Below are 25,253 nucleotides of genomic sequence, written 5' to 3'. Positions count from 1 at the left end.
CAGCGAGCGGAGGGGGCGATCAGCCGCTCGTCCGACACAGCGCGGCGGCGACCCGGACGAGGTCCACGGCGCGGCGGCGAGTCAGAGGCTCCGGCGACGGCATGGCGGGATGGAAGCACGCGGGGCGCAGGGTGTCAACGGGGCCTTCGAGTCGACATGACAGGGTGTCCGACTCGTCGAACGCCCCTCTGTCGTACCGGAGTTGCTTCGTGACGCCGTCGAGAGGCAGTACGACCGACTTGCCCTTGACGCACGCGTCAGGGGTTAGGTTCCGCGCTCCGGCAGCCGGGCCGTCCGGCTGCCGGCCCGCTCCCCTTCGCTCTCCCTCGAACCGTTCAGGAGCCCCGACATGGCCGCCGACCTGCCCTCCACGTCCCGCGAGATCCTGCTGACCGCCACACCCGGCGGACTGCCCGGCCCCGGGCACCTCACCATCACGCCAAGGCCGGTCCCCCACCCCGGGCCGGGACAGGTCCTCGTCAGGAACCAGTACTTCCTCGTCTTTCCCGGGCTTCGCACGCTGATCGGGGACGAGGCCGACGGCATGCCGCTCCCCCGCATCCACCCCGGCGACACGCTGTACGGTCCCGCGGTGGGTGAGGTCGTCGCGGCCGGGCCCGGCGGTCCGTTGCGTCCGGGGGACACGGTCACGCACCTGCTCGGCTGGCGGGAGTTCGCGGTCGTCGCGACGACGGACTGCACTCCGCTCGGCGACCTCCTGCCCGACCCGGTGGCCCACCTCTCGTCCGGGTCGGCCGCCTACGGGGCGTTGACCCGGCTCACCGGAGTCCGCCCCGGCGACACGGTGTTCGTCACGGGAGCGGCCGGAGCCGTGGGAACGCTGGCGGGCCAGATCGCCCGGCTGCTGGGCGCCGGGAGGATCATCGGGAGCACCCGGTCGCCGGCCAAGGCCGAGCGGCTGCGGGCCGAACTGGGCTACGACGCGGTCGTGGTGCCCGGGACCCGGCCCCTCGACGAGCAACTGGCCTCGGCGGCACCGGACGGCATCGACGTGCTCCTGGACAACGTCGGCGGTGAGCAGCTCACCGCGGCCGTGCGCACCGCGCGCCGGGGCGCCCGCCTCGCCCTGGTGGGCGCGCTGTCGGGACAGCTGTCGCCGAGCCGCGGCGGTGGCAGTTCACCCGCGGAGATCGACACCTTCCGCCTCGTCGGCCAGGGGATCTCACTGCACGGCTACAGCGGGCAGGACCATCCCGACGTCGGGGCCGAGTGGACCAAGCGGTTCGGGGGCTGGCTGCGCTCAGGCGAGATCACCTTCCCTCAGGCACGGATCCCGGGCATGGACCGGGCCCCTCGGGCGTTGCAGGAACTGTGCGAGGGGCGGCACTTTGGAACCGTCGTCGTGGAGTTGCCGCCGCGGTGACGCGTCGGCGCGCGGTCGCGGCGACGGAGGCTGAGGCTCGGGGGTGGACATGCGGATCGGGGATGCGGCGGCAGCGGCGGGAACGACCCCGCGGGCACTGCGGTTCTACGAGGAACGGGGACTGCTGCCACCACCGCGGCGCACGGCCGCCGGGCAACGTGAGTACGGGCCGGGCGATGTGGCCAGAGTCCGTTTCATCCGTGAACTGCTGGCGCTCGGTCTCACCGTCGGGGACCTGCGCAGTCTCGCCGACCGGCTCGCCCTGCTCGGCGAGCTCCCTCCGGGGCGATGCGGGCACCCCGACAGCGACCGACCCGGCTCCGGGGTGATCGCCCGCAGGCTCGCGGCCCTCGACGCCGAGATAGACCGGCTGACCCGACTGCGCGAAGGGCTGGCCCTGCGCACCTTCGGTCAGCCGTGACGTCACGTCGGCGGCGGGGTCGGCGCCGGTTCTCAGTCTGGGTACAGGGGCCCTACGGCCGTACGCGCGCCAAGTGCCCTGCCCTTGCCCCAGCCGAGTTCGCGGCGATACCCACCGAGCAGGCCGGACTCCTCCAGCTCCCGCACATCACGGAAACGCGAACCGGGAGCGGCCGCGCTCACCAGCGGCGCGACGAACAGCGCGTCGGTGGGGCAGTACGCCTCGCACTGGAAGCAGGTCTGGCAGCTGTCCTGCCTGGCGATCACGGGGACGCCGTCCGGGCCGCGGTCGAAGACGCGCGTCGGGCAGACGTCGATGCACAGGTCGCATCCGATGCAGCGGTCAGGTTCGACGATCTCGATCATGCGGCTCGGCCTCCTTCGACGACCCTCGCCCGTGGCGCCGACTCCGGACGGCTCCAGACCTCGTCCAGTCCACCCGTGAGCAGCCGGTAGTGCTGGGCCGGGTCCTGCCCCGGCCGGTCGATGCGCTTGTGCATGCCGCGCGACTCGGTCCGCTGCAGGGCCGCGTGGTACATCCAGCGACCGTGCGCCACCATCGCGGCCGCCTCGCGGGCCCGGAACAGGTCCTCGCCGCGTCCGCCCAGCCCTTCGCGCACCGCGGTCCACGTCCCGTGCAGGGAACGCAGGGCCGGGCCCAGACGGTCCGCGTGCCGCAGGTAGTTGCGGTCGTACGGCAGCACCTGGCGCTGTACGTCGGCGACGATCTCGCGGTGGCCGACCGTCACGGCGCCGGTCGGGCGCAGACCGGCGGTGCCGACCGCCCGGAGCCCGCGCCCGGGACGGCCGCGCCGGGTGGCGAACGCGGCGGCGCCCCGGCCCGCCCAGCTGCCCGAGGAGGCGGCCCACGCGGCGTTGTGGCTGCCGCCGCCGGTGAAGCCGCCGCAGATCAGCTCGCGTGTCGCGGTGTCACCGGCGGCGTAGAGACCCGGGACGCCGGTCGAGCAGTCCTCGCCGGCGATGCGCACCCCGCCGGTCCCGCGCACGGTGCCCTCTGCCAGCAGGGTGATCTCGAAGAGGTCCGTGAACGGGTCGATGCCCAGCCGGTCGAAGACCAGGAAGGTGTTGGGCTGCCCCTTGCGCATGGCGCGCTGGTCGTCGGGCGTGGCCCGGTCGAAGCGGGCGTAGACCGGTTCGCTGAGCAGCGCCCGCGCGATGGCCGACCGCCCGCCCTGGCTGGCCGCGCCTTCGAGCACCGAGCCGTCGGCACGGTAGAAGCTCGCCCAGGAGTAGTAGGCCGTCTTGGTCAGTGACGTGCCCTTGGGGGCGATGGCGTAGGCGTTGGAGAACTCCATCCCGGACAGCTGTGCCCCCGCCTCCACGGCCAGCAGGGCGCCGTCGCCGGTGTTGACGTCACAGCCGAGGGTCTTGGACTGGAAGGCGCAGCCGCCGGCGGCGAGCACGACCGCGCCCGCCTGGATCCGGACACTCTCACCGGTCGTACGGTCCACCGCCCGCGCGCCCGATACGACCGCGTCGGCATCGACCAGCAGCTCCAGCGCCGGGGTGTGATCGAGGATGCGTACGCCCAGGCGCTGCACCCGGATCCGCTGCCGGCGCATGTACTCGGGGCCTTGGAGGTCACCGCGGAGCTGACGGCCCCGGGCGTCGACGGGGAAGGGGTAGCGCTGCACCCGGGCGAGCTCGTCCATGCGGGCGTGGGTCTCGTCGAGCACCCGGGCCATCCAGTCCCGGTCGGCGAGGTGGCCACCGAGGCCCTCCCGGCTCGCCATGGCGGCCTCGCGCAGCTCGGGGACGTCGTCGACGTACCAGATGCCGGTGCCGACCGATGCGGTCGCTCCGCTCGCGCCCGTGTAGCCCTTGTCGGCCAGGACGACGTCGGCGCCGGCCTGGGCGGCCTTGATCGCGGCCCAGGTGCCGGCGGGACCGCCGCCGATCACCAACACGTCGGTGGTCAGTATCTGTTCGGATTCGGGACTCGTCATGGCGTGCGTTCCTTACCTGGGCGGGGACGGCGGGGATCAGGGCTTGAGGCGGCCCGTGGCGAACATGGCGGCGGACCATGCCGAGAGCGCGGCGGCGAGGGCCCAGACCACGAGCAGGGCCCAGCCCGCGCCGACGTCGCCCCGGCCGAGGAAGCCGATCCGCTCGACCTGGACCAGCCAGAAGACCGGGTCGAGGTGGCTCAGGACGTCCCAGACGGGCGGGAGCCGGCGGACCGAGTAGAAGACGCCGCCGAGGAAGCCCAGCGGCAGCAGGATGATCGACTCCATGGAGTAGACGTGATCGAGGGACTTGGCGAGGCTGCCCGCGATCACGCCCACCTGCGCGGCCACCAGGAGCACGCCGAGGGTGCCGGACAGCAGCACGAGGGGCCGGGCGACGCTGCCGCTTCCGGTCAGGGGCAGAGCCACCGCCAGGACTCCGCCGCCCACGACGGCACCTCGGGCGATGCCCCCGCTCACCAGCGCCGTGTTGATCTCCCACCAGCGCAGCGGGCTGGCGAACACGTCGTGGATGTAGCGGTCGCGCCGGGCCTCGAAGAGGCTGGTCGTCCCGTTGAAGTAGCCGACGTTGACGATCGCCTGCGCGAAGAGGCCGGGCACGATGAAACGGCCGTAGGAGACACCGTCGATCGTGTCGACGTGCCCGCCGAGGGCGGAGCCGAAGACGACGACGAACAGCACGGTCGACAGCACCGGGCCGACGACGCTGTAGCGCCAGATGGTCAGGAAGCGGAGGACCTCCCGCTCCAACAGCCAGATGAACGGGGAGCGTTCGGGCTTGAAGGGCTCGTCGTACGCCGGGAGGGCGGCCGCGTCCGCCGGGGTGCTCGTCACGCCGCCCCCTCTCCCGTGATCACCCGGTCGTAGACCTCCGAGATGTCCCGCGCCGCGTACCGGCTGCGCAGGGAGGCCGCGGAGCCGCGGTCGACGATCCGGCCGGCCCGCAGCAGCGCGATCTCGTCGCACAACGTCTCGGCCTCCTCCAGGTAGTGGGTGGTGAGCAGGACGGTGGTGCCGGCCGCGTTGAGCCCCTTGATCAGCCGCCAGATCTCCGATCTCAGCTCGACGTCGACACCGGCCGTCGGCTCGTCGAGGATGAGCAGGCGGGGGCGGTGCATGAGCGCCCTCGCGATGACGAGCCGCCGCTGCATGCCCCCGGACAGTTCGTACGCGCGGGCGTCGGCCTTGCCGTCGAGGCGGAACACCCCGAGCAGTTCGTCCGCACGCCGGACCGCCGCTCTCCGGCCGATACCGTGGTATCCGGCGTGGTAGATCAGCATCTGACGGATCGACAGGAACCGGTCGACGTTGATCTCCTGCTCGGCGAGGCCCAGCAGGCGCCTCGCCTCGCGGGTGCGGTGGTCGTGACCGAAGACCGTGAGGGTGCCGGTCGTCGGCCGGACGATGTTGCACACCGAGCCGATGAGCGTGGTCTTGCCGGCGCCGTTGGGGCCGAGCAGCCCGAAGAAGGCCCCGTCGGGGATCTCCAGGTCCAGCCCGGAGACGGCCGTGAAGCCGTCACCGTACGTCTTGCTCAGCCCCTGGACGCGCAGGGCGGGCGGTGCGGAGTCAGTCACCGGGCTGGTGGAACTGGTTGGCCGGTACGGGCAGTCCGTAGTGCTCGCGCAGTGTCGTGCCCTCGTACTCCTCCCGGAACAGGCCCTTGGCGCGCAGGATCGGCAGCACGTGGTCGACGAAGGCCGCCAGGCCGGACGGCAGGGCCGGTGCCATGATGTTGAAGCCGTCGGCGGCACCGCCCTCGAACCAGGCGATGATCGTGTCCGCCACCTGCTCGGGCGTGCCGACGAACTCGAAGTGGCCGCGGCCGCCCCCGAGCCGCGAGATGATCTGGCGGACCGTCAGCTTCTCGCGTACGGCGAGCTCGATGATGAGGTCGGAGCGGCTCTGCGAGCCCTCCAGCTTCGGCCGGGCGAGGACGAAGTCCGGCAGCGGGGCGTCGAGTTCGAACACCGACGGCTCGGTCTCGAAGATCGAGGCCAGCTGGCGCAGCCCGTACTCCGGTACCCGGAGGTCGTCGAACTCCTTCGCCAGCGCCCGGGCCTCCGCCACGGTCGACCCGATGTACGGGACGATCCCCGGCAGCACGATCACGCCGTCCGGGTCACGCCCTGCGGCTCTGGTCCTGGCCTTGATGTCGGCGTAGAAGTCGGCCGCGCGCTCGTAGGTCCGGTGCGCGGTGAAGATCGCCTCGGCGTGCCGGGCCGCGAAGTCCTTGCCGTCCTCGGAGGAGCCCGCCTGGACGAGCAGTGGGTAACCCTGCGGTGGACGCTCGACGTTGAGCGGGCCCGCCACCGAGAAGTGGGTGCCCCGGTGGTCGAGCCGGTGGAGCCGGGCCGGGTCCGCGTACCGCCCCGTGGCCTTGTCCGCCACCACGGCCTCGGACTCCCAGCTGTCCCAGAGCGCCTTGGCGACCTGGAGGAACTCGTCGGCCCTGGCGTAGCGCAGGGCGTGGTCGGGACGGTCGACGAGGCCGAAGTTGGCCGCCTCGTCGGCGCCCGCCGAGGTGACGATGTTCCAGCCGGCGCGGCCGCCGCTGACGTGGTCGACCGAGGCGAGGCGGCGGGCGAGGTTGTAGGGCTCGTTGTACGTGGACGACACGGTCGCGATGAGGCCGATCCTGCTGGTCGCCTGGGACAGGACGGTCAGCAGCGTCAGCGGTTCGAGCTGGCCCGGCGGCCGGAACTCGCCGGTGCCGTTCAGGGCCGGGCCGTCCGCGAGGAACAGCGAGTCGAACTTGGCGCTCTCGGCCAGCCGGGCCAGCTCGATCCAGTGCCGCAGGTCGAAGTCCGCGCGCGGGTCGCTGTGCGGGAGCCGCCAGGCGGCCTCGTGGTGGCCGGCCTCCATGAGGAAGGCGTTGAGGTGGAGCCGGCGGGGTCGCTCGCCTCCGAGGCCCAGGAGGCTCATGAGGTGACCTCCAGCTTCGAGCTGTCGTAACCGGCCGGGAGGAGGTTGTCGGTGATCGACGCGACGTCGACCGTCTTGGTGATCTGGCCCGCCCCCAGGAAGGCGTCGGCGAGCTTCTGCTCGGCCGCGATGTCCGACTTCTCCACGGGCGTCACGCGGGTCTCGAAGGTTTCGAGGGAGGCCTTCGCGTCGGCCAGGGGGATGCCCTCCTCCTTGGATATCGCCTCCGCGTACTTGTCCTCGTGCTTGATGGCCCAGGCGAACTCGTGGGCCAGCCGCTTGAGGACGTCCGTGAGGGCCGCGCGCTTCGTCCTGTCGTTCAGCGACTTCTCGCTCGCGACGTAGTAGCTGCTCGTCTGGTCGATGGGCGGGAGGCCCTTCGCCAGGATCCGCGCACCGTTCTTCACCGCGATGGCCGACTGCGGGTTCCAGATCGACCAGGCGTCCACCTTGCCGGTGTTGAACGCCGTGGCGCCGGCCGCCGGATCCAGGAAGACCAGCTTCACGTCCTTGGGACCGAGACCGACGCTCTTGAGCGCGTTCAGGGCGAGACCGTGGGCCGAACTGCCCTGCGGTACGGCGAGCTTCTTGCCCTTGAGGTCCGCGAGCGTCTTCAGCGTGGAGCCCTTCGGCACGATGATGTTCTCGCTGGCCTGGTCGGGCCTCAGGGAGCGGTTGACGGCGACGACCTTGAAGCCGTACTCCTTCGCGGCGCCGGTGATCGGCGGCACGTCGCCGACGCTGCCCAGGTCGATGTCGCCCGACGCGGCGGCCTGGACGAGCGGCGGGCCGTAGGTGAAGCGGGCGAACTTCACCTTGTACGGCGCGTCGTCGAAGACGCCGGTGATCTTCGCCAGCTCCTGGCTGCCGTCGCCGCCATTGTCACCGATGGTGAACGTGTAGTTCTTCCACTCGGGGTGGCTGTCGGCGCTCGATCCGCTCACGTTGCTCAGCGGTGCCGCCGCCTCCGACTCCGATCCGCAGGCGGCGAGGGGGCCCGCGAGGGCGAGCAGGCCGAGGGCGCCGACGATTCGGGAGGTTCTTGTGGACATGGTTCTCACGTGCTTTCTGTGCAGGGGACGGGAGGAAGCGGGGAGACGACTCGTGTGGAGCCGGCTGGATTCAGTGCTGGTTGGCGAGACCGAGGTCTTCGAGGAGTGCGGAGCGCAGTTCCTCACGCGCGACGCTCGCCTCGCGGTCCGGGGCCGACAGCTCGACGCGGTGGGAGGTGCCGATGCGTCCGTTGCTCATGACGACGACGCGGTCGGCCAGCGCGATCGCCTCGTCGACGTCGTGGGTGACGAGCAGCATGGCCGCGTGGTGTTTGCTGCGCAGCGCTCGCACCAGGTCGTGCATGCGCAGCCGGGTGATCGCGTCGAGTGCCGCGAACGGCTCGTCGAGCAGCACGAGTTCGGGCTCCGAGACCAACGCCCGTGCCAGGGAGACCCGTTGGGCCTCGCCGCCGGACAGCTCCTTGGGCCATGCCTTCGCACGGCCCGCGAGCCCGACCTCGGCGAGTACGTCGAGGGCCCGTCGGTCGGCGTCCGGTCCGTGCAGGCCGAGGGTGACGTTGCGCAGCACGCGCTGCCACGGCAGCAGCCGGTCGGCCTGGAAGACGATCGCGCGCCTGGCCGGGACCTCCACCCGTCCGCCGTCGGGCCGGTCGAGACCGGCGAGCAGGCGCAGCAGGGTGCTCTTGCCGCAGCCGGAGGGGCCCAGCAGGACCACCAGTTCCTCGTCGGCGATGGTGAGGTCCAGCCGGTCCAGGACGACCCGGTCGCCGAACCGCCGGACGACCTTCTCCACGACGGCGCCGGTCTGCTGCCGCGGCGTTGTCTCCACGGTGGTGCTCATGACGCCTCATAACTGGGACGCCACCGCAGCAGCACCCGCTCGAGAACCCGGACGAACTGGTCGGCGAGCAGACCGAGGAGCGAGTAGATCACCAGCCCCACGAAGACCTGGTCGGTCTGCAGGTACGTCTGCCCTTGCGTGATGAGGAAGCCGAGGCCCTTGTCGGCGTTGACCGTCTCGGCCGCGACGAGGCCCAGGACGCTGTAGGCGAGCGAGAACCGCAGGCCCACCAGGAATCCCGGCAGCGCCCCGGGCACCAGCACCCGCGTCACCAGCCGCCAGGTGCCCGCCCCCGTCGTCCGGGCCATCTCGATGAGGCGCTGGTCCACACCGCGGATCGCGGCGAAGAGGTTGACGTACATGGGGACGCCGGCTCCGAAGGAGATCAGCAGCACCTTGGTGAGCTCGTCGATGCCGAACCACACGATCATCAGCGGCAGCACCGCCAGCAGCGGGATCGTGTTCAGGATCTGCACGACCCCGTTGAACAGGTACTCACCGCTGCGCAGCAGCCCGCCCAGTACCCCGCTGACGATGCCCACCGTCAGTCCGACGGCCAGGCCGATGCCGGCGCGTTGCAGCGAGATGGCCAGGTCGGGTCCGAGGACGCCCTGTTGCCACAGGTCGACGGCGGACTTGACGATGGAGGTCGGCGCCGGAGCGTAGGTCTTCTGCAGCACTCCGGCCCTGGCGAGGATCTCCCAGGTGACGAGGACCACGACCGGCGTGGTGTAGATGCCCAGCGGCCAGCGCAGCCGCTCGCGGAGCGTGTGCAGCGGGGTCCGGCGGCGGGCGTCGAGCGGCAGGAACACCTCGCGTCCGGACGGGCTCGTCGTCTCGGCGACCGCCGGAACGACGGCCGGCCTCTTGAGACTGACCTCGGTCATGCCGCCACCTCCAGCACCTTGCTGTAGTGCGAGGCGTCGCCGACGAGTTGCTCGCTGCGCCGGCCGTCGACGCCGACCGGCACGTCGCCGGCGACCGTCACACGGTTGAGGCGGCGGGGGTGGTCGTCGTAATTGTCGACCCCGTAGTGCTGGGTGATCCTGTTGTCGAAGATCAGCAGCTGGCCGGGGGCCCAGGACCAGCGCAGGACGTTCTCGGGGCGGGTCACGTACGACTGGAAGACGCGCAGCAGATCGGCCGAGTCGCTGTTCGACAGGCCGGCGATGCGCTTGGCGAACCCGCCGATGAACAGGCCGCGTTCGCCCGTCAGCGGATGAACCCGCACGAGAGGGTGCTCCGTCTCGTACGGCGTCGAGACGAAGACCCGGTCGTACTCCCGCTGTTCGGGCGTCGCCGCGGCGGGGCGCGCGTAGTCGTACTGGTTGGTGTGCACGACCCGCAGCGTGTCGGCGAGGGCGCGCAGCGGTGCGGGCAGGTCGCGGTAGGCCGCGGCGGCGTTCGCGATGAGCGTCTCGCCGCCGTAGGGCGTGGTCACGACGGACCGGAGCGTCGTGAGCTGCGGCGGGTTGAGCACGAAGGTGACGTCCGTGTGCCATTCGTTCGCCTTCGACGTCTCGCTGTCGACGGCGAGCACGTTCGTCGTCCCGTCGGCGGCCGGCACGTTCGGGTGGGCGGTCGTCAGGTCGCCGAACCAGCCGGCCACCCGCTCCTGACCGGCGTTGTCGAGGGTCACGTCGGCGAAGACGATCGCCTTGTGCTCGTTGAGTGCATGACGGAGCGCCGTGACGGTCGAGGGATCGGTGGGCGCGGCGAGGTCGACGCCGTCGACGAGCGCGCCGATACGGCCCGTGAGCTTGCGGATGGTCGGAGGCATGAGGGGGTCCCTCTCCAGGAAGGGGCACGGGGCCGGATGCTGGGAGTCGGAGTGAACGGGTGACGAGCGGCGGTGGACGGCGACGAGGCGGGTGCTCGGGTCGCGGCGAGAGAGCCCTGCGACCTCGCGAGGGATGCCGGACAGAGGTCGAGCTCGGGCTCTGCCCGCTGCCCCCCCGAGGGAGCCGGGGGGCCGGGGAGCCGGAAGGGAAAAGCCGGCGCGCGGTGGTCGCTGCGGTCCGTGAACAGGACACCGCCGGGGCGGACGCTGCGCACCGCCCCTTCCGGACGTACGCCAGGAGCGCACACCGGCCGATGCCGAGATCCGCTCAGCGGATCAGCGACTCGCCTTCCGGATCAACGACAACAGAACGCGCTGGAGACGTGCGCCAGGTCGATGTGGCGCCTCCGGGTCAAATCCACGCGCGGGGTCATGGAAGGTGAGTTGAGCAGAGGTCCACGCCGTCGGTCAATATGTTCCGGACAGCCCTCACATTGCGGAAACATCGGCCGCTCCGGAGAGGTCCTCGCGCAACGGCCGACGGGGCCTGGCCGTCGGGTGACACGCCAGGCCCCGTCGCGGTGTGGCCGACCGCGGACCGGCGCGGTCCGTCGGGCCGGACGCGGCGGTCGTTGCTCGTCAGGTGTGCTGCTGCTCCGACAGCGCCCTGGTGAAGTGGGTGACGGGGCGCGCCACCCGTTCGCCGTCGAGGGTGATGTCGACGGCCTCGTTGTAGAAGGCGAGGAGCCCCTGGACGGCGCCGACCGCGGGCAGCGGGTCCGGGTAGCTCCAGACGACGTTGGGCGGGACGGCGGCCTCTGCGCGCCACGACCAGTACTCGGCGGTGCCCTTGTACGGGCAGGCCGTGTGGTGGTCGGTGGCTTCGAGCAGGTCGAGGCGGACGTCCTCGCGCGGGATGTAGTAGCGGGTGGGCAGGCCGGTCTCGAAGAGCAGGACCGGCCGGCAGGTGTCGGCGACGACCGTGCCGTCGATCTCGACCACGAGGTGACGGCTGCTGGGGATGGCGTCCACCCGCTTGTGCGGGTCACGGGGGTGGACGAAGATCTCTTCCTCCTCCTCGTACCAGTGGTCCAGGCCCCGCCCGACACGCCGGAACCACTCGAAGGCGATGTGGTCGGCCAGGTCGGCGGCCGGGAAGGTCCAGGCGGCGTTCTCCAGCAGCTCGCCGTCGACCTCGACGTCGTAGAAGATCCTCGAGCCGGTGTGCGTACCCGTCGGCGGGTTCTTGGCGGGCCGGAGGAGCTCCTCGCGTACCTCCGCGCGCGGGAACGCGTACAGCGGTACGGGAACACCCGGCTCCCAGACGAGGACGGGGTGGCGGCTGTCGACCACCGTGACGTCACCCTTGCGGCCGCGCACCCAGCGCTCGCTCGGCTCCCACAGGAGCCCCTCGGGGGTGGTCCGCACGGCCTGTGCGGTGGGGAACGTGGTCATGGGCGGCTCTCCTTCGGCTGGTTCACGCGGTGACTTCGGCGACGTAGGGGCGGTTCTCCCGCCAGGCCGCGAGCTGCTCGGGGCGGCCGAAGACCCGCAGGTACTCCTCGACGTTGCCACTGGCACGCTCCCACACCGAGACGGGTTCGAAGTCGGAGCCGTCCGGGTCGGCGAAGGCCGGCAGGGGTGCCACGACCGTGTCCAGGCTCGGGTGGACGAACACCGCGGAGGAACGGCGCGTCACCGTGCCGCCGGCCACCACGCGGTGCCGCCCGGGGCGCAGCCTGCCGTCCGTCCAGTTGGTCAGCAGGGTGCCGGTGAACACCTGGAGGGCGTCGGGCCGGATCGGTACGGAGGTCCAGGTGCCGTCGGGACGCTGGCCCTGCAGGCCCGCGTAGTCACCCTCCTGGTGGAGCACGGTGAGGACGGAGCCGTCGGCGTGTTCCAGAAGGAGGAGCTTCTCGTCGTCGGACACGCCGTCGTACGGCCACTTGGGGTAGTTGTTGACGACCGTCGTCGTGTAGACGTCGTCGCCGAGCGGGAAGGTCTCCGCGGGCACGTCCAGCACGCGCGCGTACAGGCCGAGGACGCGGCGGGCGACGTCCACGAACGCGTCCTGGTAGCGCCGGGTCGCGGCGCGCAGGCCGGGCTCCTGCGGCGGCCACACGTTGGCGTGTGCGTAGAGGGTGGCCTGCTCCGGCGTGAGCCCGGCGGCCAAGGCGGCCTCCGGGTCGTCGTACTGGCCGATGTTGAACCGTTCGAGTTCGAGGCGGCCGAAGTCGTCGGGCCACTGCCGCCAGCCGCGGTAGGGGTGCCCGGTGGGACTGGCCAGGTGTTCCTTCTCGAGGCGGGGGAGGTCGAGGACCCGGCGGAAGCCGTCGTTGAACCCGGCGATCACCTCCGCGGGGACTTGGTGGTTGACGACCTGGATGATGCCGATGGTCTCGGCGGCGTGGCGCACGGTGGCGAGCAGGTCCCCGGGGGCGTCGTGGGCGAGGGCGGCGGCGAGGTCGATGACGGGGATGTCGTCGGACATGACGGGAGCTCCTTCGGGCGTGGATCAGTGGGTGAGGGGGCGCAGGATGTCCGCGAGGGCCTGCGGATCCGCGTGGACGGTGACGATGTCGCCGTCGGGCACCTGGGTGCGGAAGCGGTCGAGGGACACCGCGTCCAGCGGGCCGCCCTCGGTGCGGACGAGCAACGGGAAGGACACGGCGGCGAGTTGCTCCCAGAGGGTCTCGTCGTCGAGTGCGGTGGGTGCGTCGGCGGGGAGGCTGCCGAGGTGGTGACGCCAGGACCAGGTGCCGTCCGCGGCCTGCTCGGTCTCCAGTTCGGCCGTGCGGGCGGAGTCGGTCGCACCGCGTTCCGCCAGCCAGGCCGCCGCCTCGTCGCGGGTGGCGAACCCGGGGCTGGGCGTGGGCCACAGCCGCAGGCCCGGCGACAGTGTGCCGGGCAGCGCGTCGACGAGGACGAGGCGGCCGACGCTGTGCGGGAACCTCGCTTTGAGGGCGATCGCGGCCAGCGCGCCGAACCCGACGCCGACCACGGGCACGCCTCCCGGCGCGAACGACCGGGCGGCCTCCTCCAGCGTGCCGGCCAGCCGCCGGGGACGGTAGTCGCCACGGCCGCGCCTGCTGGAGCGGCCGTGGCCGGGCAGGTCCAGGGCGACGGCGGGCCGGTCCAGGGCCAGCAGGACGTCGTCCCAGGCGCGGGCGCTGGCACCGGCGTCATGGAGCAGGACGACGGTGGGTTTCCGCGGGTGCCAGAAGACACCGCCGACATGGCCGCCCGTGGCCACGGTCACCCAACGGCGTTGGACGACAGGGGCGTTCGGCAGGTCGGCGAACTCCTCGGCGGCGGTGCTGGTGCTGGTGGTCATGAGAGCTCCCGGGTCGGAAAGAGGGTCACAACGGGTCGGCCACGCTCAGCGCGGCGGTGGCGGGGATCCCGGCCGGCAGGTCGGAGGCATCGAGGTGGCAGCGCACGACGTGGCCCGCGCCCAGGTCGCGTTCCGGCGGCGGTACGTCCTCGCAGAGCCCGGTGATCCTGCGGGTACAGCGGTCGGCGAAACGACAGCCACCCGGTCGTGCGGGGACGTCGTCGGGCTCTTCGGGCGGGCCGGTCACCACCGGGCGCGCGGCGGCCTCGACCAGCAGGGCGGTGTACGGGTGCGACGGACCGCGCAGTACGTCGGCCGCGGGCCCCTCCTCGACGATCACGCCGCGGTACATGACGGCGATCCGGTCGGCGAGGTAGCCGACGACCGCGAGATCGTGCGAGATGAAGAGGTACGACGTCCCCGTACGGTCCCGCTGGTCCGCCAGCACCTCCAGCACCGCCGCCTGCACACTGACGTCCAGAGCGGACACGGGTTCGTCGCAGATCACCAGGTCGGGGCGGCCCGCGAAGCCGCGGGCGATCGACACGCGCTGTTTCTGCCCGCCGGACAGCTGGGCGGGGCGGCGGTCGAGGAGGTCGGCGTCGATGCGGGTGCGGTCCAGGAGCGCGTCGAGGGACGGACCCGAGGGATCTGTGAGGGTGGCGAGCGATCTCCTGAGGACCGTGCGCACGGTGTGGCTGGGGTTGAGAGACGCGTCCGGGTTCTGGAAGACCATCTGGATGCGCGGGCGCAGGCTCGCATCGCGCCGGGCAAGGCGTGCGGGCAGTGGTTCGCCGCGCAGCCGCAGGGTGCCCTCGCCGTCGGGGGCGAGACCCGCGACGGCGCGGGCGAGGGTGGTCTTTCCACTGCCCGACTCCCCCACCAGGCCGAGGACCTCGCCCTCGCGGATGGTCAGATCGACGTGGTCGACCGCGACGGTGTGCCCGAACTTCCTTACCAGATCCCGCACTTCGACGAGGGCGGCAGACTTCTGTCCGGACCGTTCGCTCCCCGCCGCCGTGCCGACCTCCACCGTGGCCTCCCCCGGGTGCAGGCAGCGCACCGACCGGCCCGGCACGGCCTCCGCGTCCAGCGCGGGCTCGGCCTCGCGGCAGACGTCGTCGGCGAGCGCGCAGCGCGGCGCGAAGGAGCAGCCGGCCGTGGTCTCGCCCGGCAGCGGCAGCCGGCCCGGCAGCGGCAGCAGCGGGCGCTCCTGCCGCGTGACGCCGAGGACCGGGACGGCAGCCAGCAGGCCCGCCGTGTACGGGTGGGCGGGGGCGGCCAGGACCTCACCGACCCGCCCGCTCTCGACGAGGCGTCCCGCGTACAGCACGCCCACGCGGTCGCACATGCGGCCGATCAGACCGAGGTCGTGGCTGACGAAGACCACCGCGGCGTTCAGCCGGCCGCGCAACTCCTTGAGCAGCCTCAGCACTTCGTGCTCGACGGAGGCGTCGAGCCCCGTCGTGGGCTCGTCGAGGACCAGCAGCCGTGGCTCCACGGCGAGGGCGGCGGCGATCACGACCCGTTGCTGCTGTCCTCCGGACAACTGGTGCGGGTAGCGGCGCACGAGTCGTTCCGGTTCGGGCAGCCGTACCGTGCGCAGGAGTTCGACGGCCCGCCCGGCGCTCTCCCGGCGTGACAGACCACGCCCGCGCAGCACTTCGGCCAGTTGCCTGCCGATCCGCATCGTCGGGTCGAGGGATCCCGCCGCGTCCTGATGCACGAAGGCCGGCCGGGAAGCCCGCCACTCCCGCAACCGCCGCCCGTCCAGCGCCAGTACGTCGGTCCCGTCCAGCCGCACACCGCCGCCGAGCACCCGCCCGCCCGGCGCGAAATCCCGGGCCAGCGCGTACGCCAGGGTCGACTTGCCGCAGCCCGACTCGCCGACCAGGCCGAAGATCTCGCCGGGGGCGACGGTGAACGACACGTCGTACAGGACCTGGGCGGAGCCGTACGCGACGCTCAGCCCCGCCACGACCAGTCCCTGTTCGTCCGTGCTCGACTCCTCGGCGACAAGCCCCTGCTCGTCCGTGCTCATGCGGCCGCACCTCCCGCCGCCCGCCGTGAGGTGTCCGCGACCAGCGCCACGCCGACCACGAGGGAGACGATCGCCAGGGCGGGCGCGAGGACCGTCCACGGCGCGTTGTTCAGCCACACCCTGTTGTCGGCGACGGCCGCGCCCCACTCCGGTGAGCCGGGGGGCTGGCCGAGGCCGAGGAAGGAGAGGGTCGCGGCGGCGAAGACGGCGTCGCCGAGCCGTGAGGTCGCCTCGACGTACACCGTGGACCGGACGTTGGGCAGGATCTCGCGCCCCAGCAGCGACCAGAGCGGCTCGCCGCGGAGCCGGGCGGCCTCGACGTACGGCTTCCCGCGCTCCACCAGCGTCGCCGCCCGTACGCTGCGCGCGACCAGCGTGGTGAGAGCGGTGGCGACGACGAACACGAGCACCGGCGTCGAACGGCCCAGGAAGGCCACGAACAGCACCGCGGCGATGACGGCCGGAAAGACCACGACGGCGTCGACGATCCGCATCACCACGTCGTCCAGCCAGCCGCCCACCCCGCCCGTGACCAGCCCGATCACGGTGCCGGCCAGGACAGCCAGCGCGGTCGCGGCCGGTGCCACCTCCAGCACGGGGCGGGCCCCCGCGAGGGTGCGGGAGAACACGTCACGGCCGAACTGGTCGGTGCCCAGCCAGTGTTCGCCGCTCGGCGACAGGAAGCGGTCCTGCGGACGCTGTACGTCGGGTGCGTGCGGCACCAGGTGCGGCCAGCACAGGGCGACCGTCGTCCACAGCAGGATCAGGGCGGCTCCGAGGGTGGAGGCGACGGGCAGGCGGCCCGGTCGTCCCAGCGGCCGCAGGGCGATGGACACGACGCTCACGACGCGCCCCCGAGCCGTATGCGCGGATCCAGCAACCGGTGGACGAGGTCGGCGAGCAGCACGACCAGCATGTAGAGGGCGCCCAGTACCAGGGCGCTCGCCTGGAGCGTCGGCAGGTCCTTGTCCTGCGCCGACTGCAGCAACAGGGCTCCGGCCCCCGGGTAGTTGAAGAGCAGCTCGACCACGACGATGCCGCCGAGCATGTACTGGAGCTGCACGCCGAGGGCGCTGGTGGCCGGCACCGTGGCGTTGCGCAGCACGTGCCGCAGCACGATCCGCGCCGGGCCGGTGCCACGCAGCCGGGCGGCGCGGACGTAGGGCCCCTCGACGACGGCGACGGTGCTGGCGCGCACGTGCCGGGCCACATAGCCGGTGCACACCAGTACCAGCGAGACGGCCGGCAACAGCAGGTGCCACAGGGTCTGTCCCAGGCCGTCGGCCCCGGGCCGGGTCTGCGCCGACGCGGGCAGCCAGCGCAACTCCACGGAGAACACCACCAGCAGGACGACCCCGGTCACGAACTCCGGTGTGGCGCCCAGCGCGAGGGTCGTGGAGGTGATCGCTCGGTCCAGTACCCGGCCGTGGTACAGCCCCGCGATCGCGCCGAGGGTGAGCGCGACTGGCACCAGCAGCACGAAGGCGAACACCGCCAGGAACAGCGAGTGCCCGAGCCGTTCCAGGAGCAGGGCGCGCACCGGCACATGCAGGGTGTACGACGTCCCCCAGTCGCCGGTGACGAAGTGCCCGAGCCAGCTCCCGTACTGGACGACGAGCGGCCGGTCCAGGCCGAGTTCGTGGTCGAGGGCGCGCACCGAGCTGTCCGTGGCCTCCCGGCCCAGTACCGTGCGGGCGACGTCGCCGGGCAGCACCTGGGTGGCGAGGAAGACCAGGAGGGAGACCGCCAGCAGGGTCAGGGGGACGGCGGCGAGGCGGCGGAGCAGAAAACGGGTCATGGTTCAGACCTGGGAGACGGTGGTGAAGTCGACGTACTGGCTGGGGTGGGCCTGGATGCCGCGGAACCTGCCGCTGTTGTACGCGCGCGCCGCGCCGCTCCAGTACGCGATGACGATGGGCACGTCCTCGTGCAGGACCTTGGCGATGATCTCCGCCTGCTTGCGCCGCTCGGCGTCGCTGGTGGCGGCGTCGTAGGCCTCGGCGGCGGCGTCGAGCGCCTTGTTGGCGTACTTGGAGCCGTTCCAGACGCCGTTGCTCTTCACCATGGGGATGATGAACTGGCTCGGCACGGCCCGGCCCGCCCAGCCGACCAGGTTGGCGGTGGTGAACAGCCAGGGGGTGTCCTTGGCCTGGTCGCCGCCGTAGAACTCCTTCGAGGAGCGCTGGTCCAGGTCGACGGTGATGCCGACCTCCTTCAACTGGCTCTGGACGGTGACCGCGAAGTCCTTGTTGGGCGGGTCGAAGGTGAGGGTGAAGCGCAGGCTGTCGAGGCCGGCCGTCTTGAGGAGTTCGGTGACCTTGGCCTTGTCCTCGGCGCGCTGCGCGATGTCGGTGGGGGCGGCCGGGAACAGCGGCGCGAACAGGTGGTCGTTGCCGAGATCGCCGAGTCCGCTGCCCGCGGCCTGGCGCACGGCGGGCCGGTCGAGGCCGTAGGCGACGGCCTGGCGGACCTCCTTGCGATCGAAGGGCGTCTTGTCGACGCGGAGGGTGAGCACGGTGACTCCGGTGCCCCTGACCTTGTCGACGGTGATGCCCCCGCTGTTCCCCAGGGGTTCGACGAGCGCGGGTCTGCTGAGGAACTGGGCGTCGATGTCGCCGGACTGGAGGGCGACGAGGTCGGCCTGGTCGTCGGCGTAGAACGTGACGTCCACGCCGTCGAGGTAGGGCTTGGGGCTGTCCCAGTACTTCGGGTTGCGGACGAAGGCGGCGCCAGTGGAGACGTCGTACGACTTGAGGGTGAAGGGGCCCGTGCCGATGCCGTGCCTGGTGAAGTCCCCGGCGTAGTCCGTCTTCAGGATCACCGCGTTGTAGTTGCCGGCCGAGACAAGGTACGGGAAGTCGGAGAAGGGCCGCTCAAGGGTGAAGACGACGGTCGCGTCGCCCTGGGTGGTCACACCGCCCGGCTTGAGGACGGTGTCGAAGGCGGACAGGGCCGCCGACTTGCTCTTCGGGTCGAGCAACCGGTCGAATGACGCCTTCACGGTGGCGGCGTCGAGCTTCGTGCCGTCGGAGAAGGCGACACCCTCGCGCAGGGTGAAGGTCCACGTGCGGCCGGTCGCGTCCGAGGCCCACTTGGTGGCCAGCCGCGGCACCAGCTTGAAGTCCTTGTCGAGCCAGACCAGGTACTCGGCCACCAGCTGGTAGAGGGCGATCGCGGTGCCGTCGTACGCCGTGACCGGGTCGAGGGCGGTGGGCGGCGGCGGGGCGCCCACGCGCAGGGTGCCGCCCCGCTCGGCCGGGCCGGTGGGCGACGCCGCCGTCCCGGCCGACGCGTCGTCCTCGGCGCTCGGCGCGCAGGCCGCGAGCAGGGCGGCCAGGGCACCGCCGCCGGCCAGGGTGAGGAAGCGGCGTCGGGAGCGGACGGCGGGCAGGACGTCCTGCCAGTGCTGGGGCAGCGCGTCGGCGTCGGATGCAGGCATGGGTTCTCCAGGGAATGACCGGCGGCACGGCACAACCTGGGGGAGCTGTACGCGGGCGTGTGCGGTGCAGGCAGAAAGGTGGAGGTGAAGAGGGTGAGAGGTCGAGAAGCGTGCAGCCGAGGGCCGTCAGAGGGCCGGCGCGGTGCGCTCGGCCGGATGCCTCAGCGCTGCGGACAGACACACGTGCCGACGCGCAGCAGATCCACGTGGATCCTCCGGGTCAGCGGCGTGTTCGCGGTCACGACTCATTGATAACAGCGCAGTTCGGCGGCAGACAACGCGGGATCTGTTTCAGAATCGAGAAACTCCGCCGCAAAACTCCGCCCGTAGACTTCCGGCATGACCGACTCCCGCCGCGCATCTTCGCGCCCCGCCGCCGGCTGTCGCCGCCACGGTTCCGACGACCACCGGCCGTCTCCGAGGCACGACACGGGAGTTGCCCGCCATGCAGTCACCGGCGCACACGCGATCCGAGGGGTTTCCGGACCGCGCACCTGACACCGCCCACTCGTCGATCGACGAGTTGCTGGTCCGCGCCCGCACCCGCCTGCGGCGGCTGGCGCCGTCGGACGCGGCCCGTGAACTCGCCGACGGCGCGCTGCTGGTGGACGTCCGCGCGGACCTGGTGCGGCGCGCGGAGGGCGAGATCCCCGGTTCTCTCGTCATGGACCGGAATGTGCTGGAGTGGCGGCTGGACCCGTGCAGCGACTGGCGCATCGAGGAGGCCGTCGACCACTCCCTGCGGGCGATCATCATGTGCTCGCAGGGCTACATGTCGAGCATGGCCGCCGCCGGGCTGCACGATCTGGGCCTGGTGCGGGCCACCGACATCGTCGGCGGCTACGAGGCCTGGCGCGCCGCGGGCCTGCCGGTGGTACCCGGGGGCACTCTGCCCGGCTCCTACGTGGCCGCCGCCCCGTCCCCGATCAGCCTCGACCCGGGCGGGCAGCGCATGCTGGTGGACGGCGCTCCCGTCGCGCTGACCCCGTTGGAGTTCCGGTTGCTGACCGCCCTGCTGCGCGGCAACGGCCGGGTCATCACCCGGGAGGACCTGCGCTCGGGGCTGGGCGAATGGGCGGGCAGCCGCAGCCGCTCCGTCGACCTGCACATCCACCGCATCCGCCGCAAACTGGGCCCGCGTGCCGCGGCTCTGCTGACGACGGAACGAGGTGTGGGCTTCCGGCTGCGCGCGACACCGGCACCGGCCGAGAGCGGCTGACGGCACGGGGCACGGCCACCGCGGTCGGACAGCGGCGGCCCTCCCGCCTCGGCTCCGGCCCGTCTCCTTCGTTCGCCCAGTCTGCCTGGGCCCCGGTGAGCGGAGGCAGGTCCAGGTGTTCGCGCAGGGTCGTGCCCCGGTACTCGGTGCGGTAGACCCCGCGGGCCTGCAACTCCGGGACGAGTTTGCCGACGACGTCGGTGACCGATGACGGGAGCAGGTGCGGCAGGAGGTTGGAACCGTCGACGGCACGGGTGGTGACGTAACGGGTCCACTCGTCGGCGACGGCCGACGGCGTGCCGACGAACGCGGGGTGACCCGGTGCCACCTCCAGCACCAACTGCCTGATCGACAGTCCGCGTTCGGTGGCCAGTTCTCGCCACTTTCGGCGAGGAGACCGGTCAGCGCCTCCGGGGAGCCGACGTGGCGCAGCCGGCCGGTCCGAGGCCAGGCGGCCAGGCCGTTCAGTCCGGCCAGCCGGTCGGCGCCCGGGACGGCCGTGTCGAGCACCACCTCCACCTCCGCGAAGACCAGGGGTGCACCGGCCTCCCGGGCGGTGGCGGCGCGGGCGGCGATGCCGGCGGGTGTGGGGCGGGCCACCAGGACCACGTCGGCGCGCTCGTCGATGTCCAGCGCGTCCGGAGCGAGGACGACGAGCTGTCCCTGCGGTGGGCGGGGGGTGATCCAAGGTGCGTCCACCATCCGTCCCGGCACGTGAGACAACCCCGTGCTCCCGAACAGGGCGTCACATCGCGGCATTGACGTACGACAAAATCGATCCGTAGCATCACCAACGGCATTGAGTGTCAGCGTCAAGCCCTGGCTCGCTGACCGGCAACCCTCCCGCGCGGTGGGGTGCTCCAGGTGAAAGCCCGGCGGGGTCACCGATGACTCCCGCAAGCGCGTGGCCCCGTGACCGGGGCCGGAGACGGGGAGGTTCGGCATGCGGCACAGCGATGACTCTGCTGCCTCCCCCGCCGACGCCACGGCGTACTCCCGGCTCTCGCGCCGGCGCCACATCGATCTGAAGCGCTCGACCAGCTGCCTCTGTCGGGCCTGACCGGCCCGGCTGCCGCCGGCTGACATCCGTCACCGGCCCCGGCCCCCGCGCGCCGTCCTTCCCCCTCGCCACCGGTTCCCGGTGTCGTCCGCATGCCAACTCCCCTGTCTGCACAGCGCATCCCCGGCCGGAGTCGATCCGCCCGGGCCGCACACACCGTCATGCCTGCGCACATCCGTGCGCGGTCGTGCCCCGGTGACACGAGTAGGAGAAAGCCCTCCGTGACTGCACTTCCGGATTTCAGACCTTCCCGATGGGCGCCCCTGGCCGCGCTCCTGACCACCAGCGTCCTGCTGACCGCGTGCGGCTCGGGCGACGACGGCTCCGGCGGCGGAAGCGGCCAGGCGAAGTCCGGCGGCACCCTGACCTTCGCGGTGGGATCCGACGCCGGCTGCGTGGACCCGCAGCAGGTCGGCAGCAACGACACCATCTACTCGGTGCGCCAGACCGTGGACTCCCTCACCGACCAGGACCCGAAGACCGGCAAGATCGTGCCGTGGCTCGCCAAGAGCTGGGACATCAGCGCCGACGCGACGACGTTCACGTTCCACCTGCGGTCGGGCGTCACCTTCAGCGACGACTCGAAGCTGACCGCCCAGGTGGTCAAGGACAACTTCGACGCGGTGCCGAACCTCGGCGCCCTGGGCACCCTCGCCGAGGGCTATCTCAGCGGCGCCAAGAGCACCACGGTGGTCGACCCGCTCACCGTCAAGGTGTCCTTCAAGCAGCCCAACGCCCAGTTCCTCCAGGCGACTTCGACCCACTCGCTGGGGATCGAGTCCTCGGCGAGCGTCAAGAAGAGCCCGCAGCAGAAGTGCAGCGACGGGGTGATCGGATCCGGGCCGTTCGTGCTCAAGCAGTACGTGCAGAACCAGTCGATCACCCTGGGCAAGCGCACCGGGTACGACTGGGGTTCCTCGCTGTGGTCGAAGAAGGGCGAGGCCTACCTGGACAAGCTGGTGTTCAAGGTCGTGCCCGAGGCAGGGGTGCGGGCCGGCAGTCTCCAGTCCGGGCAGGTGGACGCGATCAGCAGCGTCGGCAAGGCCAACGAGGCAGCGCTCAAGGGCGGCCAGGTCACCCTGCAGAGCCGGGCCAACCCCGGTGTGGTGTTCGGCCTCGGGCTGAACAACTCCCGGCCCCTGCTGAAGGACGCGAAGGTCCGTCAGGCGATCTCGGCCGCCATCGACCGGAAGCAGATCGCCGACACGGTCTTCCCGACCGGCACCCGGCCGGCGACCAGCGTCCTGGCGCACACCACGCCCGACTACACCGATCTCTCCTCGGACCTCGCGCTCGACACGGCCAAGGCCAAGTCGCTGCTGGATGCGGCCGGTTGGAAAGCGGGCAGCGACGGTATCCGCGCCAAGGACGGCAAGAAGCTGACCCTGACCGTCAGCTGGTTCCCCAACGCGGCCACCAACCAGCCCGCGCTGGAGCTGGTCCAGCAGCAGCTCAAGGCCGTCGGGATCGACGTGGTGCTCAAGCAGCTCCCGGTCACCCAGTTCGCCACCACACTCCAGTCGGGTGACTTCGACGTGGTGTGGGGGAACGTGACCCGCGCCGACCCGGACATCCTGCGCAGCTCCTTCTCCTCCCAGCTGGGCAACTTCTACCACCTGCCCGCCAGTTCGCTGGACACGGCACTGTCCGCGCAGGCCGCGACCACGGACACCGCGAAGCGCGAGGAGCTGGTGTCGGAGGCGCAGAAACTGATCGTGCAGAACGCGTACAACGTGCCGGTGGTGGAGCTCCAGACCCAGCTCGGCGTCTCGAAGAAGGTGCACGACCTGGAATTCGACTCCGGCAGCCGCGTCCAGCTGCACGACACCTGGATCGGCTAGCGGATGCGCCGCTATGTGATCAAACGGCTGGCGCAGGCGGTCGGGGTGCTGTGGGCGGCCTACACGGTGTCGTTCCTGGTCCTGGACTTCCTGCCGGGTGACCCGGTCTCGGCGATGGCCGGGGCCGGAATGGACACGGGGCAGGTCGACCCGGCCCAACTCGCCAGGCTGCGGCACGAGTACGGCTTCGACAAGCCGGTGCTGGTGCAGTACGCGGAGTATCTGGGCCGGGCGGTGCGCGGGGACTTCGGCGACGCGGTCTCCACCGGCCGCCCGGTGACCTCCACGCTCGCCGACGCGCTGCCGCAGACACTCCAGCTGACCGGTGCCGCGCTGCTGCTGGCGGTGGTCCTCGGCGGCGGCCTCGCGGTGGTGGCGACGTACACCTCGCAGCGGTGGCTGCGGCAACTGCTGCTGTCGCTGCCCCCGCTGGGGGTGTCGGTCCCGACGTTCTGGGTGGGGCTGCTGCTCGTCGAGGCGTTCTCCTTCAAGCTCCACTGGTTCCCGGCCTTCGGCAACGACGGGCTGAAGGGGCTGGTACTGCCGGCGCTCACGCTGGCGGTCCCGACCGGCGCGCAGGTCGCCCAGGTGCTGGCGAAGAGCCTGCTGACCGCACTGGACCAGGCCTATGTGGAGACCGCGCGGGCCAAGGGCGCGGGCCGGTGGCGGGTACATCTGCGGCACGCGCTGCGCAACGCGTCACTGCCGGCGCTGACGGTCGTGGGCCTGCTGGTCGGGCAGCTGATCGCGGGTTCGGTGGTGGTCGAGACGGTGTTCTCCCGCGACGGTCTGGGCCGGGTGACCGCGGGAGCGGTCACCACCCAGGACATCCCGCTGGTCCAGGGGGTGGTGGTGTTCGGCGCGCTGATCTTCGTGGCGACGAACCTGCTCGTGGACCTCGTCTATCCGCTGCTGGATCCGCGGATCGTGGTGGCCTCCGACAGAAGGGCGAGCTTCGCATGAGTCAGAGCCTTGTCGACGACCGGGCCGAGGCCGCCCTCGGCCTCGCCCGGCCGGTCGGGGACGGAACCCCCGCGGAGCCCGGCCGCCCCGCCGGGATCCGCCGGGTGTCCCGTTTCCTGCTGCGCCGCCCCGGTCTGCTGCTGTCCGCCGTCGTCCTCGTGCTGGTGGTACTGGCCGCCTTCTGGCCGGACCTGTTCACCTCGCAGGACCCCCTGAAGGGGGTGCCGTCCCAGAACTTCCGCGGCCCGAGCGGCAGTCACTGGTTCGGCACCGACGAGCTCGGCCGCGACGTCTTCTCCCGGGTGGTCCACGGCGCCCAGCTCTCCCTCAAGGCCACGCTGATCGCGGTCCTGGTCGCGTTCGTCGTCGGCGGTCTGCTCGGCGTGGTCGCCGGATTCGTGGGCCGCTGGGTGGACGACGTGCTGATGCGCTTCGTCGACGTCCTCCTCGCCATCCCCGCGCTGTTCCTGTCGCTGGCGCTGGTCACCGCGCTCGGGTACGGGACGGTGAAGGTGGCCGTCGCGGTCGGTATCGCCAGCGTCGCCTCCTTCGCGCGGGTGGCGCGGGCGGAGGTGCTGCGGGTGCGGCAGGCGGTCTTTGTCGAGGCGTCCCGGTCCTGCGGCGCCCGCTGGTACTCGGTGCTCGGCCGGCACGTCCTGCCCAACGCCGCAGGACCGGTGATCGTGCTGGCCACTCTGGACTTCGGCTCCTCGATCCTGGCCGTGTCGGCGCTGAGCTTCCTCGGCTACGGCGCACCGCCGCCCGCCCCGGAGTGGGGGACGTTGATCTCCGACGGCCGCAACTACCTGGCCAACGCCTGGTGGCTGACCGCGCTGCCCGGTCTGGCGATCGCCGCGACCGTACTGGCCGCCAACCGCGTCGCGCGGGCGCTGGACGGCGAATGGGCACGGCAGCGATGACCCATGACGCACGCGAGAGCGACGAGGCACACAAGAACGGTGAGGCACGCGAGAACGGTGACGCGCACGAGAACGATGACGCGCA

General features: G+C 71.8%; 24 protein-coding genes and 1 riboswitch. Of the genes, 7 read left to right on the top strand and 17 right to left on the bottom strand.

All coding sequences use genetic code 11. The features are described from left to right. Nucleotides 1-349 precede the first annotated feature (349 nt). The gene (locus ACFY0P_RS07535) at nucleotides 350-1,384 is read left to right on the top strand and encodes an MDR family NADP-dependent oxidoreductase (protein WP_388908377.1); all 1,035 of its coding nucleotides are present in this window, start codon (nucleotides 350-352) and stop codon (nucleotides 1,382-1,384) included. Between the two features lie 49 nt (nucleotides 1,385-1,433). Then, nucleotides 1,434-1,805, top strand: a complete 372-nt coding sequence (locus ACFY0P_RS07530) for a MerR family transcriptional regulator (protein ID WP_388908375.1) — start codon at nucleotides 1,434-1,436, stop codon at nucleotides 1,803-1,805. A 32-nt stretch (nucleotides 1,806-1,837) separates the two neighbouring features. Here the strand turns inward: ACFY0P_RS07530 and ACFY0P_RS07525 are convergent, their stop codons facing one another. The 17 genes from ACFY0P_RS07525 to ACFY0P_RS07445 form a co-directional block, all read right to left on the bottom strand. After that, a complete protein-coding gene (locus ACFY0P_RS07525; RefSeq protein WP_388908373.1) occupies nucleotides 1,838-2,170 on the bottom strand; it encodes a 4Fe-4S binding protein in 333 nt (110 codons plus the stop codon). Beyond that, entirely contained in the window at nucleotides 2,167-3,771 is a 1,605-nt protein-coding gene (locus tag ACFY0P_RS07520) for an FAD-dependent oxidoreductase (protein ID WP_388908371.1), read from the bottom strand. The genes ACFY0P_RS07525 and ACFY0P_RS07520 overlap by 4 nt, the downstream gene beginning before the upstream one ends. A gap of 36 nt (nucleotides 3,772-3,807) precedes the next feature. Further along, nucleotides 3,808-4,626 carry an ABC transporter permease gene (locus ACFY0P_RS07515; protein WP_388908369.1) on the bottom strand — a complete coding sequence of 273 codons (819 nt, stop codon included), beginning with the start codon at nucleotides 4,624-4,626 and terminating at the stop codon, nucleotides 3,808-3,810. Continuing rightward, nucleotides 4,623-5,369 carry an ABC transporter ATP-binding protein gene (locus tag ACFY0P_RS07510; RefSeq protein ID WP_388908367.1) on the bottom strand — a complete coding sequence of 249 codons (747 nt, stop codon included), beginning with the start codon at nucleotides 5,367-5,369 and terminating at the stop codon, nucleotides 4,623-4,625. Before ACFY0P_RS07510 ends, ACFY0P_RS07515 begins: the two co-directional genes overlap by 4 nt. Beyond that, nucleotides 5,362-6,717, bottom strand: a complete 1,356-nt coding sequence (locus tag ACFY0P_RS07505; RefSeq protein ID WP_388908366.1) for an LLM class flavin-dependent oxidoreductase — start codon at nucleotides 6,715-6,717, stop codon at nucleotides 5,362-5,364. The genes ACFY0P_RS07510 and ACFY0P_RS07505 overlap by 8 nt, the downstream gene beginning before the upstream one ends. Further along, entirely contained in the window at nucleotides 6,714-7,769 is a 1,056-nt protein-coding gene (locus ACFY0P_RS07500) for an aliphatic sulfonate ABC transporter substrate-binding protein (protein WP_388908364.1), read from the bottom strand. Before ACFY0P_RS07500 ends, ACFY0P_RS07505 begins: the two co-directional genes overlap by 4 nt. A gap of 70 nt (nucleotides 7,770-7,839) precedes the next feature. Next, nucleotides 7,840-8,571 carry an ABC transporter ATP-binding protein gene (locus ACFY0P_RS07495; RefSeq protein WP_388908362.1) on the bottom strand — a complete coding sequence of 244 codons (732 nt, stop codon included), beginning with the start codon at nucleotides 8,569-8,571 and terminating at the stop codon, nucleotides 7,840-7,842. Then, complete coding sequence (locus ACFY0P_RS07490; protein ID WP_388908360.1) at nucleotides 8,568-9,458, bottom strand: ABC transporter permease; 891 nt, start codon at nucleotides 9,456-9,458, stop codon at nucleotides 8,568-8,570. The genes ACFY0P_RS07495 and ACFY0P_RS07490 overlap by 4 nt, the downstream gene beginning before the upstream one ends. Next, entirely contained in the window at nucleotides 9,455-10,351 is an 897-nt protein-coding gene (locus ACFY0P_RS07485; RefSeq protein ID WP_388908358.1) for a TauD/TfdA dioxygenase family protein, read from the bottom strand. The genes ACFY0P_RS07490 and ACFY0P_RS07485 overlap by 4 nt, the downstream gene beginning before the upstream one ends. 639 nt (nucleotides 10,352-10,990) lie before the next feature. Then, nucleotides 10,991-11,806: a DUF427 domain-containing protein gene (locus tag ACFY0P_RS07480; RefSeq protein WP_388908356.1), complete on the bottom strand. Its 816-nt coding sequence runs from the start codon at nucleotides 11,804-11,806 to the stop codon at nucleotides 10,991-10,993. A gap of 22 nt (nucleotides 11,807-11,828) precedes the next feature. Beyond that, nucleotides 11,829-12,842, bottom strand: coding sequence for a 2OG-Fe(II) oxygenase family protein (locus tag ACFY0P_RS07475; protein WP_388908354.1), 1,014 nt, complete (start codon nucleotides 12,840-12,842; stop codon nucleotides 11,829-11,831). A gap of 24 nt (nucleotides 12,843-12,866) precedes the next feature. Further along, entirely contained in the window at nucleotides 12,867-13,685 is an 819-nt protein-coding gene (locus ACFY0P_RS07470; RefSeq protein ID WP_388908352.1) for an alpha/beta fold hydrolase, read from the bottom strand. A gap of 25 nt (nucleotides 13,686-13,710) precedes the next feature. Then, nucleotides 13,711-15,726: a dipeptide ABC transporter ATP-binding protein gene (locus tag ACFY0P_RS07465; RefSeq protein ID WP_388908350.1), complete on the bottom strand. Its 2,016-nt coding sequence runs from the start codon at nucleotides 15,724-15,726 to the stop codon at nucleotides 13,711-13,713. Next, nucleotides 15,723-16,571 (bottom strand): ABC transporter permease, encoded by an 849-nt coding sequence (locus ACFY0P_RS07460; protein WP_388908348.1) that lies wholly within the window; start codon nucleotides 16,569-16,571, stop codon nucleotides 15,723-15,725. Before ACFY0P_RS07460 ends, ACFY0P_RS07465 begins: the two co-directional genes overlap by 4 nt. After that, on the bottom strand, nucleotides 16,568-17,524 hold the full coding sequence (locus tag ACFY0P_RS07455; RefSeq protein WP_388908346.1) for an ABC transporter permease: 957 nt from the start codon (nucleotides 17,522-17,524) through the stop codon (nucleotides 16,568-16,570). Before ACFY0P_RS07455 ends, ACFY0P_RS07460 begins: the two co-directional genes overlap by 4 nt. Before the next feature lie 3 nt (nucleotides 17,525-17,527). Next, nucleotides 17,528-19,165 (bottom strand): ABC transporter substrate-binding protein, encoded by a 1,638-nt coding sequence (locus tag ACFY0P_RS07450; RefSeq protein WP_388908344.1) that lies wholly within the window; start codon nucleotides 19,163-19,165, stop codon nucleotides 17,528-17,530. A gap of 161 nt (nucleotides 19,166-19,326) precedes the next feature. Continuing rightward, complete coding sequence (locus tag ACFY0P_RS07445) at nucleotides 19,327-19,407, bottom strand: putative leader peptide (protein ID WP_351960705.1); 81 nt, start codon at nucleotides 19,405-19,407, stop codon at nucleotides 19,327-19,329. Between the two features lie 203 nt (nucleotides 19,408-19,610). Here ACFY0P_RS07445 and ACFY0P_RS07440 point away from each other — a divergent pair, with 203 nt between their 5' ends. From ACFY0P_RS07440 to ACFY0P_RS07420, 5 genes are all read left to right on the top strand, one after another. Then, entirely contained in the window at nucleotides 19,611-20,384 is a 774-nt protein-coding gene (locus ACFY0P_RS07440) for a winged helix-turn-helix domain-containing protein (protein WP_388908342.1), read from the top strand. Nucleotides 20,385-21,179: 795 nt separating this feature from the next. After that, nucleotides 21,180-21,293, top strand: a riboswitch (SAM riboswitch). 34 nt (nucleotides 21,294-21,327) lie between these two features. Then, a complete protein-coding gene (locus tag ACFY0P_RS07435; RefSeq protein WP_388908340.1) occupies nucleotides 21,328-21,444 on the top strand; it encodes a putative leader peptide in 117 nt (38 codons plus the stop codon). Nucleotides 21,445-21,665: 221 nt separating this feature from the next. Beyond that, a complete protein-coding gene (locus ACFY0P_RS07430) occupies nucleotides 21,666-23,285 on the top strand; it encodes an ABC transporter substrate-binding protein (RefSeq protein WP_388908338.1) in 1,620 nt (539 codons plus the stop codon). Between the two features lie 3 nt (nucleotides 23,286-23,288). After that, nucleotides 23,289-24,248, top strand: a complete 960-nt coding sequence (locus ACFY0P_RS07425; RefSeq protein WP_388908336.1) for an ABC transporter permease — start codon at nucleotides 23,289-23,291, stop codon at nucleotides 24,246-24,248. After that, entirely contained in the window at nucleotides 24,245-25,168 is a 924-nt protein-coding gene (locus ACFY0P_RS07420) for an ABC transporter permease (protein ID WP_388908334.1), read from the top strand. Before ACFY0P_RS07425 ends, ACFY0P_RS07420 begins: the two co-directional genes overlap by 4 nt. Nucleotides 25,169-25,253: the final 85 nt, after the last annotated feature.

This window comes from Streptomyces sp. NPDC001714 (assembly GCF_042892755.1).
In the GTDB taxonomy this organism is placed as follows: Bacteria; Actinomycetota; Actinomycetes; order Streptomycetales; family Streptomycetaceae; genus Streptomyces.
The sequence above is the reverse complement of the archived record's forward strand: the minus strand, read 5'-3'. Positions and strand labels throughout refer to the sequence as shown.

Excerpts from the sequence above, each read along its gene's own strand:
- ACFY0P_RS07535 (WP_388908377.1), top strand. The coding sequence starts at position 350 with ATGGCCGCCGACCTGCCCTCCACGTCCCGCGAGATCCTGCTGACCGCC.
- ACFY0P_RS07530 (WP_388908375.1), top strand. The coding sequence starts at position 1,434 with ATGCGGATCGGGGATGCGGCGGCAGCGGCGGGAACGACCCCGCGGGCA.
- ACFY0P_RS07525 (WP_388908373.1), bottom strand. The coding sequence starts at position 2,170 with ATGATCGAGATCGTCGAACCTGACCGCTGCATCGGATGCGACCTGTGC.
- ACFY0P_RS07520 (WP_388908371.1), bottom strand. The coding sequence starts at position 3,771 with ATGACGAGTCCCGAATCCGAACAGATACTGACCACCGACGTGTTGGTG.
- ACFY0P_RS07505 (WP_388908366.1), bottom strand. The coding sequence starts at position 6,717 with ATGAGCCTCCTGGGCCTCGGAGGCGAGCGACCCCGCCGGCTCCACCTC.
- ACFY0P_RS07500 (WP_388908364.1), bottom strand. The coding sequence starts at position 7,769 with ATGTCCACAAGAACCTCCCGAATCGTCGGCGCCCTCGGCCTGCTCGCC.
- ACFY0P_RS07495 (WP_388908362.1), bottom strand. The coding sequence starts at position 8,571 with ATGAGCACCACCGTGGAGACAACGCCGCGGCAGCAGACCGGCGCCGTC.
- ACFY0P_RS07490 (WP_388908360.1), bottom strand. The coding sequence starts at position 9,458 with ATGACCGAGGTCAGTCTCAAGAGGCCGGCCGTCGTTCCGGCGGTCGCC.
- ACFY0P_RS07485 (WP_388908358.1), bottom strand. The coding sequence starts at position 10,351 with ATGCCTCCGACCATCCGCAAGCTCACGGGCCGTATCGGCGCGCTCGTC.
- ACFY0P_RS07480 (WP_388908356.1), bottom strand. The coding sequence starts at position 11,806 with ATGACCACGTTCCCCACCGCACAGGCCGTGCGGACCACCCCCGAGGGG.
- ACFY0P_RS07475 (WP_388908354.1), bottom strand. The coding sequence starts at position 12,842 with ATGTCCGACGACATCCCCGTCATCGACCTCGCCGCCGCCCTCGCCCAC.
- ACFY0P_RS07470 (WP_388908352.1), bottom strand. The coding sequence starts at position 13,685 with ATGACCACCAGCACCAGCACCGCCGCCGAGGAGTTCGCCGACCTGCCG.
- ACFY0P_RS07465 (WP_388908350.1), bottom strand. The coding sequence starts at position 15,726 with ATGAGCACGGACGAGCAGGGGCTTGTCGCCGAGGAGTCGAGCACGGAC.
- ACFY0P_RS07455 (WP_388908346.1), bottom strand. The coding sequence starts at position 17,524 with ATGACCCGTTTTCTGCTCCGCCGCCTCGCCGCCGTCCCCCTGACCCTG.
- ACFY0P_RS07450 (WP_388908344.1), bottom strand. The coding sequence starts at position 19,165 with ATGCCTGCATCCGACGCCGACGCGCTGCCCCAGCACTGGCAGGACGTC.
- ACFY0P_RS07440 (WP_388908342.1), top strand. The coding sequence starts at position 19,611 with ATGCAGTCACCGGCGCACACGCGATCCGAGGGGTTTCCGGACCGCGCA.
- ACFY0P_RS07435 (WP_388908340.1), top strand. The coding sequence starts at position 21,328 with ATGCGGCACAGCGATGACTCTGCTGCCTCCCCCGCCGACGCCACGGCG.
- ACFY0P_RS07425 (WP_388908336.1), top strand. The coding sequence starts at position 23,289 with ATGCGCCGCTATGTGATCAAACGGCTGGCGCAGGCGGTCGGGGTGCTG.
- ACFY0P_RS07420 (WP_388908334.1), top strand. The coding sequence starts at position 24,245 with ATGAGTCAGAGCCTTGTCGACGACCGGGCCGAGGCCGCCCTCGGCCTC.